This is a genomic window from Shewanella sp. NKUCC06_TVS, assembly GCF_019345515.1.
Lineage (GTDB): Bacteria > Pseudomonadota > Gammaproteobacteria > Enterobacterales > Shewanellaceae > Shewanella > Shewanella oncorhynchi.
The window spans coordinates 241,680-254,993 of sequence record NZ_JAHKQX010000001.1 but is presented as its reverse complement, the minus strand read 5'-3'; the positions used below and the strand labels follow the sequence as shown (position 1 = coordinate 254,993).

Annotated in this window: 13 protein-coding genes; 5 read left to right on the top strand and 8 right to left on the bottom strand. The window is 45.5% G+C overall.

Going from position 1 to position 13,314, the window contains the following annotated elements; all coding sequences use genetic code 11:
- Positions 1 to 41 precede the first annotated feature (41 nt).
- Positions 42 to 284: a hypothetical protein gene (locus KO531_RS01030; RefSeq protein WP_219250154.1), complete on the top strand. Its 243-nt coding sequence runs from the start codon at positions 42 to 44 to the stop codon at positions 282 to 284.
- Positions 285 to 414: 130 nt separating this feature from the next.
- Here the strand turns inward: KO531_RS01030 and KO531_RS01025 are convergent, their stop codons facing one another.
- The 3 genes from KO531_RS01025 to KO531_RS01015 form a co-directional block, all read right to left on the bottom strand.
- The gene (locus KO531_RS01025; RefSeq protein WP_028760654.1) at positions 415 to 924 is read right to left on the bottom strand and encodes a YgjV family protein; all 510 of its coding nucleotides are present in this window, start codon (positions 922 to 924) and stop codon (positions 415 to 417) included.
- 139 nt (positions 925 to 1,063) lie between these two features.
- Positions 1,064 to 1,675 carry a Crp/Fnr family transcriptional regulator gene (locus KO531_RS01020; RefSeq protein ID WP_219250153.1) on the bottom strand — a complete coding sequence of 204 codons (612 nt, stop codon included), beginning with the start codon at positions 1,673 to 1,675 and terminating at the stop codon, positions 1,064 to 1,066.
- Positions 1,676 to 1,698: 23 nt separating this feature from the next.
- Complete coding sequence (locus KO531_RS01015) at positions 1,699 to 2,325, bottom strand: fumarylacetoacetate hydrolase family protein (protein ID WP_219250152.1); 627 nt, start codon at positions 2,323 to 2,325, stop codon at positions 1,699 to 1,701.
- A 207-nt stretch (positions 2,326 to 2,532) separates the two neighbouring features.
- On the opposite strand from KO531_RS01015, the gene KO531_RS01010 reads away from it, so the two are divergent.
- Positions 2,533 to 4,560, top strand: a complete 2,028-nt coding sequence (locus KO531_RS01010) for a methyl-accepting chemotaxis protein (RefSeq protein ID WP_219250151.1) — start codon at positions 2,533 to 2,535, stop codon at positions 4,558 to 4,560.
- A gap of 19 nt (positions 4,561 to 4,579) precedes the next feature.
- Here KO531_RS01010 and KO531_RS01005 read toward each other — a convergent pair whose 3' ends face one another.
- Both KO531_RS01005 and KO531_RS01000 read right to left on the bottom strand, forming a co-directional pair.
- Complete coding sequence (locus tag KO531_RS01005; protein ID WP_028760658.1) at positions 4,580 to 5,593, bottom strand: succinylglutamate desuccinylase/aspartoacylase family protein; 1,014 nt, start codon at positions 5,591 to 5,593, stop codon at positions 4,580 to 4,582.
- A gap of 125 nt (positions 5,594 to 5,718) precedes the next feature.
- Complete coding sequence (locus KO531_RS01000; protein WP_212600316.1) at positions 5,719 to 6,297, bottom strand: MarR family transcriptional regulator; 579 nt, start codon at positions 6,295 to 6,297, stop codon at positions 5,719 to 5,721.
- Positions 6,298 to 6,527: 230 nt separating this feature from the next.
- Here KO531_RS01000 and KO531_RS00995 point away from each other — a divergent pair, with 230 nt between their 5' ends.
- Positions 6,528 to 7,733, top strand: coding sequence for an MFS transporter (locus KO531_RS00995; RefSeq protein WP_173497080.1), 1,206 nt, complete (start codon positions 6,528 to 6,530; stop codon positions 7,731 to 7,733).
- Positions 7,734 to 7,831: 98 nt separating this feature from the next.
- Here KO531_RS00995 and KO531_RS00990 read toward each other — a convergent pair whose 3' ends face one another.
- On the bottom strand, positions 7,832 to 8,395 hold the full coding sequence (locus KO531_RS00990) for an alkylphosphonate utilization protein (RefSeq protein ID WP_011790067.1): 564 nt from the start codon (positions 8,393 to 8,395) through the stop codon (positions 7,832 to 7,834).
- Between the two features lie 134 nt (positions 8,396 to 8,529).
- Positions 8,530 to 10,749, bottom strand: coding sequence for a TonB-dependent receptor (locus KO531_RS00985; protein ID WP_219250150.1), 2,220 nt, complete (start codon positions 10,747 to 10,749; stop codon positions 8,530 to 8,532).
- Between the two features lie 337 nt (positions 10,750 to 11,086).
- Here KO531_RS00985 and KO531_RS00980 point away from each other — a divergent pair, with 337 nt between their 5' ends.
- On the top strand, positions 11,087 to 11,800 hold the full coding sequence (locus tag KO531_RS00980) for a DUF2461 domain-containing protein (RefSeq protein WP_219250149.1): 714 nt from the start codon (positions 11,087 to 11,089) through the stop codon (positions 11,798 to 11,800).
- 79 nt (positions 11,801 to 11,879) lie between these two features.
- Here the strand turns inward: KO531_RS00980 and KO531_RS00975 are convergent, their stop codons facing one another.
- Positions 11,880 to 12,476, bottom strand: a complete 597-nt coding sequence (locus KO531_RS00975; protein ID WP_219234247.1) for a TetR/AcrR family transcriptional regulator — start codon at positions 12,474 to 12,476, stop codon at positions 11,880 to 11,882.
- A 196-nt stretch (positions 12,477 to 12,672) separates the two neighbouring features.
- Between KO531_RS00975 and KO531_RS00970 the strand changes: the two genes are divergently transcribed.
- Complete coding sequence (locus KO531_RS00970) at positions 12,673 to 13,299, top strand: glutathione S-transferase (RefSeq protein WP_219250148.1); 627 nt, start codon at positions 12,673 to 12,675, stop codon at positions 13,297 to 13,299.
- Positions 13,300 to 13,314: the final 15 nt, after the last annotated feature.

The following is a 13,314-nucleotide window of genomic DNA, read 5'->3' as shown; positions in this document are numbered from 1 at the left end:
CTCGTGATAACACTTTATCAAGCCTAAGGATCTGCCAACCGATGACAACTGCTTCTACTAGCCCCTTTGCCGTGTTAAATCAAACCACAGCGACCTCGTTCAATGAGCAGAAAAATCTGATTAAACGGGTATTTAAAGGTAAGCCAGTGCAATGTCCTAGCTGTAAACAGACACTTAAAGTGATATTGCCAGAGCAGGCAAAAGCAGAACTAGCGGCAGGGATCTACTGTGCTAAAGGCTGCACAGATATCGAACTCGATATGGAAGCCGTCGCGGGACTCTAATCATTCCAGAGCCAACCCACACTGGCATTAGCTTCACATCGGCGGCCAAGCGACGATTACAACAGTCCCCTGTGATTAGCCGTTATAAAATAAATATCTCTCTAATTATCAATGAGATTATTTAAACTGATCACGGCAGTTGCTTAAGCTGCCCACGAAAATAGTGTCGATAATAGCCCACCAAATTACTGCCAATAAAGAGTACCTCCATTAACACTGCCACAGGCGATCCCACTAAGGCATTGTGAACGAGCCAAAAACTGGTTCCGACTATCATAAGCAGTCTGAGATCTTTATCCCTTTGACAGAATGCGGCGCGGGTTTGAAACAAGGTGCCTATACAACTGATCACAGTCGTTACCCCATTAAAGGTCACAATGCTCATCACAAGTGCAGCAATAGAGAAACACCATAGGGCTACTTTTGAGGTGGTAAAAATACTGGTCAGATAACGCACTGTGGCTATGCCCATTAAGCCTGCGGCAGTCCATTGCTCCAGCAAACAAAAATGAATTGAAATCAAGATGCCAGACACAAAAAGACAAGCGACTATCCGCTCCCGCGCCTTAAATTGAAACGAAATCAGATCGAAGATAATTGCTATCGCCACCAAAATTTGAGACAAAGTAAACGCAGTCAACTTATTAAGCTCCTTCGCTTTAAGTAATAATGCGCACTCTGATTGAAAGCCTTACAGACTTGAGAGCGCAACTTAAGGCGCAGCATCATGGGAATCGCGCTTTAGCGCATTAACTTAAGTTAACTGGGAGCAAAAACCGTTAAAGAGAGTCTTGAAGTCGTCTACGCATACGCGACAAACTGATTGCCGTAATGCCAATATAATTAGCTAGCTGACCTTGGCTTAACCGCTCAAGCCAAAGTGGTGAATGTTCGCGTAAATACAGATAACGTTGCTCAGGTGTGTGCAGCAGTAAAAAGGCTTCCTTTTGTTCTTTATACAATAATTGCTGTTTAAGTAACCCAAGTTGCACTGACTGCAGCGAAGTATCATCCAACACAGATAACGGCATTTGGATAAGTTTACAGGCGCTTAAGGCCTCTAATTGGTAACGAGCGGGAATTTGCTTAAGCCAACTGACATACAAAAAACACAGTTCACCCTCGAAATAAAACTCCTTACAGCGCTCTATGCCCTCCTGAGTATAATGGCAAGCGCGCACGATACCATCCACAACAAAATATGCCTGTGACTGCTCATCTCCTTGGCCAAGAAGCACCTCTCCCGCCGGCACGTTCAACGCTTTAAACTGTGGTAAGTAACGTTCAACAGCAGCTTGACTCGCCCCTAACGCAATCAAATATTGTTGCAGTGGCTGGCAAGTTGGCACCTGCAATACAGCAGTCTTTTTTACGTCATCAGGTTCAATCATGCGAGCAACTCAGCGATTTATCACTAAACACTTAACCACTGCCATTCGAGTAAGGGTTCAGCACTCGCTTGCAAGCCACGGCTCAGCGTGACGTTAAATACACTTTTAGCGGGAATGCTTCCCACGCCCTTGGGCGTGCCTGTCATTACAATATCGCCCTCATCGAGACTGATAAATGCCTGTAGCTCGGACAATATGGTCAGAGGTTTGTAAATCATTAAATCGATATGTCCCTCTTGAACCAAGTTATCGTTGATACTCAAGGTGAAATGCAGCTGTGCCTCTGCATCCTCAATCGCCACAAACGGACTGAATAACGCAGCACCATCGAAGGCTTTTGCTCGCTCCCAAGGTAATCCCTTAGCTTTTAACTTAGTTTGCAAATCACGTTTTGTGAGATCTAAACCGACGGCGACGCTACTAAAACGGCCATTTTGAAACATAAAACACAGCTCGGTTTCATAATGCAAGGTTTCCCCTTGATGCTCAGAATGAAGCACAGTCGAAATAGCCGAATTGGGCTTTAAAAATACCACCATATCCTCGGGAATTTCGTTACCTAATTCATGGATATGCTCAACATAGTTACGCCCAATGCAGAGAATTTTTGTCGGTACGATAAGGTTTTCACCTAACACGACTGATTTCATCTTTAATCCTTTTCAAGATAGGGTTGAAATAATTTTAAATAATAAAACCAACTAGTTAACCTAAATTAGATCTAAACGTTCAATTGAACTAATCACTGTACTTATGACGAACTCTGCTACACTTAAATCAATATTTCAACGAAAACAGCGATCTAACCATTAATAAACCCATTTTACAGGGACAGTCATAGAAGAGGTTTTCGCACTATGTTAACGCTTACCATAAAACAAAAAATCATCTTTAGTTTTAGTGCAATTGGCGCGCTGCTCATCGCTGGTAGTAGCTTTTTCTACTATTCACTCTCCCAAGTACAAACCGCCTATCAAAATATTGAAACCTTAGCCGTACCCGTGCAAAAGCAGAGTAATAGCTTACAACTAGTGCTATTAAAAATGTCACGCCTTGCCACCTTGGCGCATAGTCAGCAAGACACTGCCGCCTTAACCAAAAGTCAGCAAGCATTTACCGCGCTGCAGAAGAAATATCAAAGTATCGAAAATGAGTTAATTGAGCGAGTTGCAGATCAACCTAAGATGCAAACATCCCTAAACGAAGCGCAGGCAAGATATCAAGCCTATTTGCAGCAAAGCCAAGCCATGTTTAGCGCTAAACTCGCCAATGAACAAGCAAAACGGCAGTACCTGCAACTCTTTGAGCGCTTTAACCATGCCAAGACCAACGCCAGTAATGCGATGATTGATCTCGAAACTCTTTCCATCCCCGATAATCCGACTTTACTCGAAGAAATTGTCGGCACAGGTACTCGCATTGACGACATGCTCTATACACTAGCCAACACTATGGGGGAACTGATCCACACTCAAAGTTTGGATGTTATTCAATCGCACCAACAGGATGTCGGTATTTTACTGGGAAATCTCACCACTAACTTTACCTTTTTAAAACAACAAACTGATGGGCTTGATACCTTAGGATTACTGCAAATATTCGAGCAAGAATATGCGATTATCAATACTTTACTCGCAGCGCCTGCCGAACTTTATAAAGTGCAGGAAGCCGTAGTTGAGGCACAACGACAAGCAGAGCAACATTACCTCGATGCCGATAAAGAGTTTAATGCGAATAATCTCGCCTTAGATAAGTTAATCAACTTAGCCGACCGCCGATTTACCAGCCTGCAAACCATCGCCAGTAATGATATTCAACAGGGTCAAACCTTAGCGATTGTACTAGCACTGGTATTTATCATCATGGTGAGCTTTATCTCTTTCTTCACCTCCAAGGCCATGCTCAATCCCTTGGCCTTAGTGAACGGCGCACTCGCCAGTATCGCCCGAGGGGATTTATCTAAACGCATTCATAAACGCCATAATGATGAATTTGGTACCCTAATCGATAACATGAATACCTTGAGTGACGATCTTGCCAAGCTGTTAACCAATATCAGCCAAAATGCCCATTCATTGGACAGCTCTGCCACCCAAACCAATGAGCAAGGCCAGCGCATCGCCAATGCCGCAACGGCGCAAATCAGTCGAGTCGATGAAACGAAAGCCTTAGCAGAACAGATGTTTACTAGCTCAAATCTAGTGACAGAACAGGCCAGTGAGTCGGCGAGACAAATCAGTCAAGCCTCGAAATACGGTAATCAAGTGAAGCAAATTGCCGATGATAATCGCAATAAAATTGCCGAACTGAGCGCCCGTTTAAGTAGCTCAGTTGAAGTCATGTCTCGCTTGAGCATTCAAAGCGATAATATTGGCAGCATTTTAACCACCATTAGCAGCATTGCCGAACAAACCAATTTGCTGGCACTGAACGCCGCCATTGAAGCCGCCAGAGCGGGGGAACATGGTCGTGGTTTTGCTGTCGTGGCCGATGAAGTGCGATCACTTGCCTCACGCACCCAAGCCGCCACCGCCGAAATTCAAACCATGATCACGGCCCTGCAAAAAGAAACGTCCACGGCAGCCGATGCAATTACTACGGGGCAAAATCAAGCAAATGAGTGTGTCGGACAAAGCCAAACCCTGCAGGATGCTATCGCTCACATAGAAAGCACCTTACATACCCTCAATAAAATGAGTCTAGAGATCACCCACGCCGCCCACGAGCAGTTAAATTACAGCCAGCGGATTGAGTCGAGCATGAGTGAAGCGGCACAATCTGCAGACCAAAATGCCAATGAAGCCATGGACATGGCCAAACGCAGTAACGAAGTCACTCTGCTTGCCCATTCACTCACCAGCTCAGTAGAGCGGTTTAAACTATAGAGGTGATGGGACCTAGAATCTAGGCATATTCCATCAGGAATTCATCGAGTTGTTCGTTGGCAATTTCAATCTCGTCACCTTCGAACTGGGCGATATGAAACATACCCTCACCTTCGTTAGTCACAGGGATATTACTTATTCCTATGATAATACCGTCGGTTGGCGCGCGAATGGCCACACTGTCACCGCCGTGGGGGCTGACGATATGGGCAATGATATAACCCTTAGTCACCCGCTGGCCAAGTTTAAGCTTCATATTCACTAAACCATCGGATTCACTGCGAACCCAATAACTGCGAATAGCACTGACACTCGCGCCTTTGTTACTCACTCGCCCTTTAAGCATATCTAAACTGCGCATCACATTGAGCACACCTTTGAGGCCAGATTTTATCGACAACTCGCTAAAACGTAACGCCTCTCCAGCCTCATATAAAATGCAAGGAATGCCCTGTTGATTAGCATAACCTCGCATAGAAACACTGCGCGCTTTAGAATGCATAATAAGCGGCGCACCAAAGGCATTCGCCATGGCGAGCATAGTCTCATCATTAGTATCACAGCGAATTTGCGGCAAATTATCCCTATGGACGGCCCCAGTATGTAAATCAATCACATGGGTTGCATGAACTAATAACTGAGTGGCAAACAGATTAGCTAAACGGCTTGCGAGCGCCCCTTTGCTAGAACCAGGAAAGCAACGATTTAAATCACGACGATCGGGTAAATAACGGGATTGCTGAATAAAACCAAACACATTCACTATTGGCACCACAATTAACGTGCCCGTCAGATTCTTGGGATTCACTCTGGCTAATAAACGCCGACAAATTTCGATACCATTGAGTTCATCCCCATGAATGGCGGCACAAACCAGTAAAGTCGGGCCAGGTTTGGCTCCGTGAAACACTTCCACATGAATATCGAGTTGCGTATCGGTATACAACTTAGCGGCAGGCAGCTTGATCCCTAATTGCGTCCCAGCTGTGACTCGTTTTCCCGCTAATTCAAATGCTTCACGTCTTTTTACCATGGCAACTCCCTTGTTCTATCAAATGTTATCCCGCGCGGTTGGCTCATGTTTACCGCATTTTTGCCAAAATGATCCGCTATTGCATATCAGCCTACTTTAAAGACAAAAGTGGGATTTTAAACGAATTATTGCGGCTCAAATTGGTTCAGCCAAGATTTTAAAATCTGCAGTAATACAGGCCTATCTTCAACGCTCACGCCCGCGAACAACGCACTTTGACATTGAATATGCTGCGGTAATGCCTTATCAATGAGCGCCTTACCCTCAGCAGTTAACGAAACATGGACGGCGCGGCGATCTTCCTTACTGTGCTCCCGCTCAATCAGCCCCTTATTTTCGAGTCTGTCTAAACGACTGGTCATAGCGCCAGAACTTAGCATCATGCTCTGATAAAGTTGCGAAGGCGAGAGTGTGAACGGCTCTCCCGAGCGCCTTAACGTCGCGAGCACATCGAACTCCCCCTGACCTAAGCCAAATTCGGCGTGGCATTGCAGCAGTACCACTTCGATATATTTCGTTAAACGAGCGATTCGCCCGAGCACAGCCATAGGGATCAAATCCTCAGTCACCCCTTGCTGTTGCCACTGTTCAACAATTCTATCGAGGCCATCTTCTTTAGTATTCGAAGCCGCTTTCTTTTTATCCGTAGAACTCGCGTTAGTATCCGCAGGACTGGCATTAGTTAGCGTCATTTTAGCTGTCATAGGTTTATCTCAACATAAAGATTCTTTACATCACTCTTTACATCTTAGTCATTTTCTCGCAGAATTAAAATATCTTTATATCAAGATACATCTGAAAGAGATTCTTTTTGAATTGTAGTGATGTGGTTTCAACCTACTGTTGTTGAAAGGAAATCATCATGAGTATGCTAAATGCTGCTACAAATCACTTTTTCAGCAAATCAAACTCAGCTTATTTTTGGAGACAATCCATGCGATCCCCCCAGACAGAGAAAGCGAATTTATTGCTGCTCGGACTCGCGTTCATCCTTATTGGTCTAAATCTACGGCCCATTCTCGCCTCCGTTGGGCCTTTACTACCCAGCATACAAAAGGATATCAGCTTAAGTTTTACCTTAGCATCTATGCTGACATTGCTGCCCGTGCTCGCCATGGGACTGGGTTGTTTTGCAGGCTTTAGTATCGCCAAACGCTTAGGATTCAATACCGTAATGACAGGATCATTGCTACTGCTGATCGCCGCTACTGCAATGCGCTTCTGGGCGATAGATGCCAATTGGCTTATCTGCTCGGCATTACTGGCAGGGGTCGCAATCGCCCTCATTCAAACCATAATGCCCGCCATGATTAAGCTTAATTTCGGTGAACGGGTGCCCTTAATGATGGGGCTTTACGTCACCGCCATTATGGGTGGCGCGGCATTAGCGGCGAGTAGCGCACCTTTTATCGGGATGAACTTAGGTTGGCGCGCGGGTCTAGGTCATTGGACTTGGCTAGGCATATTCGCACTCGTGCTGTGGCTCCTGATTAAACATAAAGCCGCATTACCGAGCCAAGCAAAAGAGCAAGCTTTGCAACTTAACTTTTGGCGTTTTCGTCGCAGTTGGCTATTGGCGATATTTTTTGCATTAGGCACAAGTTGTTATGTCTGCGTACTTGCATGGTTAGCCCCCTACGCGGTCGAGCTAGGTTATAGCCAAACTCAATCGGGATTAGTGTTAGGTTTCTTAACCAGCATGGAAGTGATCGCGGGCTTAGTGTTTCCTTGGCTTGCCAGCAAGTCGACGGACAGACGCGCCATCATAGCCCTACTCTGCTTGCTACAACTCATTGGCTTTATGGGACTGGCACTCGCCCCTCAAGTATCGCTATTTTTATGGGCGGGACTTGCAGGATTAGGTATTGGCGGGATTTTTCCACTCGGGCTGATTGTCACTATGGATCATCAACAGAATCCCATGTTAGCAGGTAAATTAACCGCCTTCGTGCAGGGTGTGGGATATACCATAGCGGCTATCTCGCCTTGGATTGCCGGATTAATTCGCGATAATTTCAACAGCTTTAACAGTGCTTGGTTATTACTCGGTGGCTTAAGTGTGATCGCGTGGATATTATCTTGGCAATTTAATCCGCAGGGCTATGCACGCCAATATCAAATCACCCGCTGTGTATCTTAACTACCTAACTCAACATAAAAAAACCGCCATGTCGGCTAACGATCATGGCGGTTTTTATTGTGTTGAGCTAAATAAATCGCGCTCACACTAAGCGAAACTTAAGACTTTTTAACGAAGCACGTCAGAATCACAATACGAGTACCGTTAACGCGGCCTTCGATATGCTCTGGGTTGTTGGTCAAAGCAATGTTACGCACAGCTGTGCCACGCTTAGCCACAAAGCTAGTGCCTTTCACGTTTAAGTCTTTGATGATGACCACAGTATCGCCAGCATTGAGCACTGCACCATTACTGTCTAACGTTGGCGTAGCATCGTCACCTGCTGCGGCAACTTCGGCATCACCCCACGCTTTTAAATCGTCTTCAAGATAAAGCATATCCAGCAAATCTTGCGCCCAGCTTTCGCCATTTAAGCGCTTAAGCATACGATATGACATCACTTGAACTGCCGGTACAGGACTCCACATGCTGTCATTCAGACAACGCCAGTGGTTCATGTCCATGGTATCCGGTGCCGCAATTTGGCCACTGCAGGTTTCACAAATCATGATCTCATTGTCACGGCCATCGGAGGCTGGCAGATCATAAATAGAGAGTTCAAGCTCGCTGCCACACAGTTCACACTTGCCGCCACAGCGACTTAGCAATTCATTTTCAGTCATTTTTCTGTTCTATATGCCTAGTAAAACGCGGATTATGCCATAAACTGGCATTTTTCGGCAGGGGGCTTAAGCAATATAACCCTATTTTTTATGAGCTATATATGTCTAGTCCACACAGCCTTGGTGATTAGTCTTTAAAATTCATAGGCTAAACTCAAACGAACATCACGCCCTGCGGCGGGTATCCCATCGGAGAGAAACGGCACCACTTGCAGATCCGTAAGATTTTTTACCATCAAACGCACACTTAATCCCTTTAAGATGGCTTGAGGTTCATAGACGAGATACACATTCTGTAGGAAATAATTCTCGCTTGGAGACTCGGCATTAAAGATATCACCGTGGGGAACATTGGTTTGCGCATCATACCAAGCGCCCTGCCAAGCGATAGAAATGTCATCTGTGATATACATGCCTAAACGCAGACGAATATCGAGCGGGGCTATGTTAGCTAAATATTCATCGTCATCTTGGCTATCTCTGAGTGACCCATTGTGCTGTCCTTGCAGCCATGAAACCGCAAGATCACTGAACACATCTTGATAGCGATATTGGGCTTCAAAATCGGCGCCGTAAATATGGTAACCATCAAGATTTGTGTAACCACTTTGAATTAGCTGGGTTTTATCAGACTTAGCTCCGCGGCGCTGGGCAATATCATCGCGGCCTAGGTTGGCAAACAGAGTAAGCTGCGTCGTCAGCGCATCATCGTTGGCAAGCAGATGCTGGTGCTGCGTCATTAGGCCTAATTTGAAGGCATGTAAGCGTTCGACATCAATATCGCGACTCGTGCCGGTAATGCTGGCTTTAGCGTATTGCACGGCATAAATCTCATCCACCACAGGGGCTTGCAAGCTATAAGCGTAATCAAAGTTTAACCGAGCGTGATTTGTCAGTTGATAATCTATGCCTAATCTTGGTGAGAACCCCGAATGATGGGTTGAGCTATAATCATGGCCCGCAGCAATATCATTGTAATCTGGTGCAATATTTGGTCGACCTATGCTGTAGATAAAGTCATATCGCAGCGAGGGAGTCACAGTTAAGTCATTAGTAAGATGAATTGCATCGCGAATATAGGCAGCATAGGTATCTTGACGGCCTTCAGGTTGGTAGTAAGGTGTGTACCAGCCAAAGTTTTTCTCGGGATTTGTTTCATAACTTTTGTTAAACACGAGCGAAGTGCGGTCGAGACTACGGTACTGTAATCCTGTGGTGATCTCGTGATCGCCAATCAAGCTCAAATTGTTAATATCAATGTAGTCACGTTTATAGTCTAGCCAAGATTCGTGACCAAAGTTGCCTACGGAAACCGTCATTTTCTCCCACGCGATATCGGGTCTTACCCAGTGGCGTGCATTCGCCGAATGGGAAATCACCACTTGGGTATCGATCAGTGGATTACTCGGCGAATAGCGATAATTTGCCGACCAAGTGTTGTCTTCATAGGTGTTGTAGGCAGTTGTGGCATACAGCGCCTGCTCGTAGGAACCGTACTTTTTGATGTTGTAGTCCGAAATTGCAGGCATAGGGCCACGGCGGTTAGCCCAAGGTTTGCGGCCCTCATCAAGATAATGGGTCACGCTCAAGGCTAATTGGTGATCGCCCTGTGCGTAATCCATCTTACCTAGGTAGTTATTTTGCTCATAACCTGAATATTCAAACTCTTCACCATTGGCTAAAGTGACATCCCCCGCATCGCGACGCGTAAGATGCAGCAAGCCAGATAGATGTGAATTCACGCGGCCATAAACTGTCCCCGTATAACCCATAGCGTCATTATTGCTGGCGTAGCTGGTTTTGACTCGCGCGCCAAGGGATTGATCATATTTAAGAAAATCATCAGCCGATTTAGTGACCACATACATGGCACCACCAAAACCGCCATTGCCCGAGCGCACGTCATGGGCGCCTTTGATCACTTCCACTCGTTTGATGAGGTCAGGATCGAGGAAAAATGATCCGTAGCGATACTGCTCAAATCCCACCGGAGCATTATCCACATAAACGTTAAAATCTTCAGTCTCGCCAAAGCCCCAAATATTAATCCGCTCACCGCCGCTGCGGGTACCGCCATCGATATGCGCCCCCGCCATATCATCGATCACTTCGGCGAAAGTTGTCGCCTGCATCTCCTCGATTTGTTCCATGGAAATAATCGCTTCACCGGGTTTAGCGACTGTGATGGCCCTGCGATATTGCTGCCCATGAACCTGCAGGATCTCAATCGGCTCAACCTTAGGCTCGCCCAATACCTCAGCGGCGTACAACGGCATTGAGGGCAATATACATAATCCCATAAGCGACAGATTTCTATTCGCTTTCCACTTATCACACTTAGGCAGGCAACCCATTCAACGTAATCCTATTAACAAACCAATCTAAAAATAGGGCGGCATTATAGGCACTAACGAACAAGATAAGAATAGTTCTCACTTAGCTTTACGTGTAAATAACCGACTTATTGAAAACAAGGTAGAAGCGGCACAATGCAAAAAATTTAAGTGAAGATCTTGCCGAAGGATGGCAGTATTGGCACCCTATTTGGCAGTCTTAACTATCGTGTTTTAACTATCGTGAGTAAGAACGAGCGGGCGATACGGGAGGATATGTCAGCAACTCACCTTGCTCCTCAATCGACATTAATACTGCTTGTGCTCGGTTTATCTGCATTAATAAGGTTCCCTGATAATGGCCACTCTAACAACTAAAATCCCCATCGCGACTGGTGTAACGTTCAGCGCTGCGAGCCTGCAATTTTTAAATCAACTGGCACAAAACAACTCCCGCGACTGGTTTAAAGCCCATCAGGCGGAATACGAAGAAACAGTGCGAACGCCTGCACTGCAGTTTATCGAGCAAATGCAGCCCAGTATCCTCGCCCTCTCGCCTAGGCTCACTGTCGTACCAAAAAAAGTCGGCGGCAGCTTGATGCGTCCCCAGCGAGACAGCCGTTTTAGCAAAGATAAAACGCCCTATAAAACCAATGTCGGCATTCAATTTCGGCATTTTCAAGGTAAAGACGTACATGCCCCGGGACTGTATCTACATATTGCCGAAGATGGCTGTTTTATTGCCGCAGGGATTTGGCACCCAGAATCGAAAGCCTTAAATGCCATTCGCACTTGTATCGATGAGAATCCCAACGGCTATAAAAAGGCGCTACAAACCTTACAAAGTCATGGATTTAATATGGATGGCGATAGCTTAACTCGACCACCAAAGGGATTTGATAAAAACCACCCTATGCTGATAGAGCTAAAACGAAAAGATTTTATCGCAGTTAAAAATATCGCCTTTGAGGAACTCTGCCGCCCAGATGCTGCCAGTTTTTGTGCCGAGCAATTTGCACACTGTACTCAACTGATGGCCTATCTGTGTTTTGCGCTGGACTTGGACTTTTAGAAATAGACTTTTAAAAAATAGATTTCTAAAAACATGGCCTAGGCAAAAACCTAGGCCAATCAAACTATGTCATTTGCAGTTATGCCGTCTGATTAGCACTCAAACTACGTAAATAGTCTTGCAATACAACAAACGCATTGTCTAACAACTCATATTCGCCCGCCTTGCCTAACACTCTAATCCCTTGTAATTGAAGCACTAAAAAAGCAGCAACTTGATGTGGTTGCACATGGGCTAATAGCTCTCCACGCGCTTGGCAAACTTGTAACACTTGGGTGAATGAGGTCTGTAATCGACAAAATAATCGCTGACATTCCTGCAGCACACTTTCATCGTTAAGGCTCTTTTCGAGCACGGCATTTTGCATAAAACAGCCGTACTTTTGCTCCCGCTGCAAAGCAACAAAGCGCGCTAAATAAGCTTCTATTTCAGCCAAGCCCGCTTTTTCATGCAGCAAAGTATCTGAAGCGCCAAAAGAGTAATGATCAAGGTAAAAACGGAGGCACTCGCGGTAAAGATTCTGCTTGTCGCCGAAACTGTTATAGAGACTAAATCGATTAATGCCTAAATGGCCGACGAGATCGGAAATCGAGGTTTCGGCAAAGCCCTTTTGCCAAAAAAGCTCCATCGCCAATATGAGTTTTTCTTGCCGATCAAAATTACAACTCCGTGCCATAGCCTGCGACCTAATCTCTTGAATACGCGTTCACGATCAGCTTCACCATTCCTCTTTACTACAGAAAGTTGAGGGGTAAATCATTCTTGACTGTTCGTTTAGATATAGCGTAAATTCTAACCTAACCGAACGTTCAGAAAAAGCCTTATGTGCCCGAATCGAGCATAAAGCACTGATAAAAACTACAGGACTTTAGATGAAACTCTACGAATTAGCTCCGACTCCCAGCGCACGCCGCGTCAGTATTTTTCTTGCGGAAAAAGGCATAGAAGTACCAAGAGTGAACGTCGATATCCGTGGAAGGGAAAATTTAAGCGCCGAGTTTAAAGCCAAAAGTGTAAATGGCCGCATTCCACTGCTCGAACTCGATGATGGCAGCTACCTGTGTGAATCCGTTGCCATTTGCCGCTATTTAGAAGAAATCCACCCAAGTGTTCACTCGCTGTTTGGCAATACTCCACTTGAGCGCGCTAAAGTAGAAATGTGGCAACGTATCATAGAGTTACAAGGATTAATGGTTGGGTTTCAAGCCTTTCGTAATTTAAGCGGTGTCTATAAAGACAGGGAAAATTGTGTCGAGTCTTGGGGCGCAGAATCACGCCAAAGGGTCATTGACTTCCTACCAAGCTTAGACCAACAATTGAGCAAGTCAGCCTTTGTGGCAGGCGATGCATTCAGTATTGCCGATATTTCGGCTTACGTTTTTATCAGTTTTATTAAAAATTTAGACATCGAGGTGACTGATAACTTGCCGCATCTCAAGGCTTGGTTCAACACTATGGCGCAGCGTCCTGCCATAGTATCGTTAACCCCTAAAAAATAGCGGCGCTAATGCCTG

Excerpts from the sequence above, each read along its gene's own strand:
- KO531_RS01030 (WP_219250154.1), top strand. The coding sequence starts at position 42 with ATGACAACTGCTTCTACTAGCCCCTTTGCCGTGTTAAATCAAACCACA.
- KO531_RS01020 (WP_219250153.1), bottom strand. The coding sequence starts at position 1,675 with ATGATTGAACCTGATGACGTAAAAAAGACTGCTGTATTGCAGGTGCCA.
- KO531_RS01015 (WP_219250152.1), bottom strand. The coding sequence starts at position 2,325 with ATGAAATCAGTCGTGTTAGGTGAAAACCTTATCGTACCGACAAAAATT.
- KO531_RS01010 (WP_219250151.1), top strand. The coding sequence starts at position 2,533 with ATGTTAACGCTTACCATAAAACAAAAAATCATCTTTAGTTTTAGTGCA.
- KO531_RS01005 (WP_028760658.1), bottom strand. The coding sequence starts at position 5,593 with ATGGTAAAAAGACGTGAAGCATTTGAATTAGCGGGAAAACGAGTCACA.
- KO531_RS01000 (WP_212600316.1), bottom strand. The coding sequence starts at position 6,297 with ATGACAGCTAAAATGACGCTAACTAATGCCAGTCCTGCGGATACTAAC.
- KO531_RS00995 (WP_173497080.1), top strand. The coding sequence starts at position 6,528 with ATGCGATCCCCCCAGACAGAGAAAGCGAATTTATTGCTGCTCGGACTC.
- KO531_RS00990 (WP_011790067.1), bottom strand. The coding sequence starts at position 8,395 with ATGACTGAAAATGAATTGCTAAGTCGCTGTGGCGGCAAGTGTGAACTG.
- KO531_RS00985 (WP_219250150.1), bottom strand. The coding sequence starts at position 10,749 with ATGGGTTGCCTGCCTAAGTGTGATAAGTGGAAAGCGAATAGAAATCTG.
- KO531_RS00980 (WP_219250149.1), top strand. The coding sequence starts at position 11,087 with ATGGCCACTCTAACAACTAAAATCCCCATCGCGACTGGTGTAACGTTC.
- KO531_RS00975 (WP_219234247.1), bottom strand. The coding sequence starts at position 12,476 with ATGGCACGGAGTTGTAATTTTGATCGGCAAGAAAAACTCATATTGGCG.
- KO531_RS00970 (WP_219250148.1), top strand. The coding sequence starts at position 12,673 with ATGAAACTCTACGAATTAGCTCCGACTCCCAGCGCACGCCGCGTCAGT.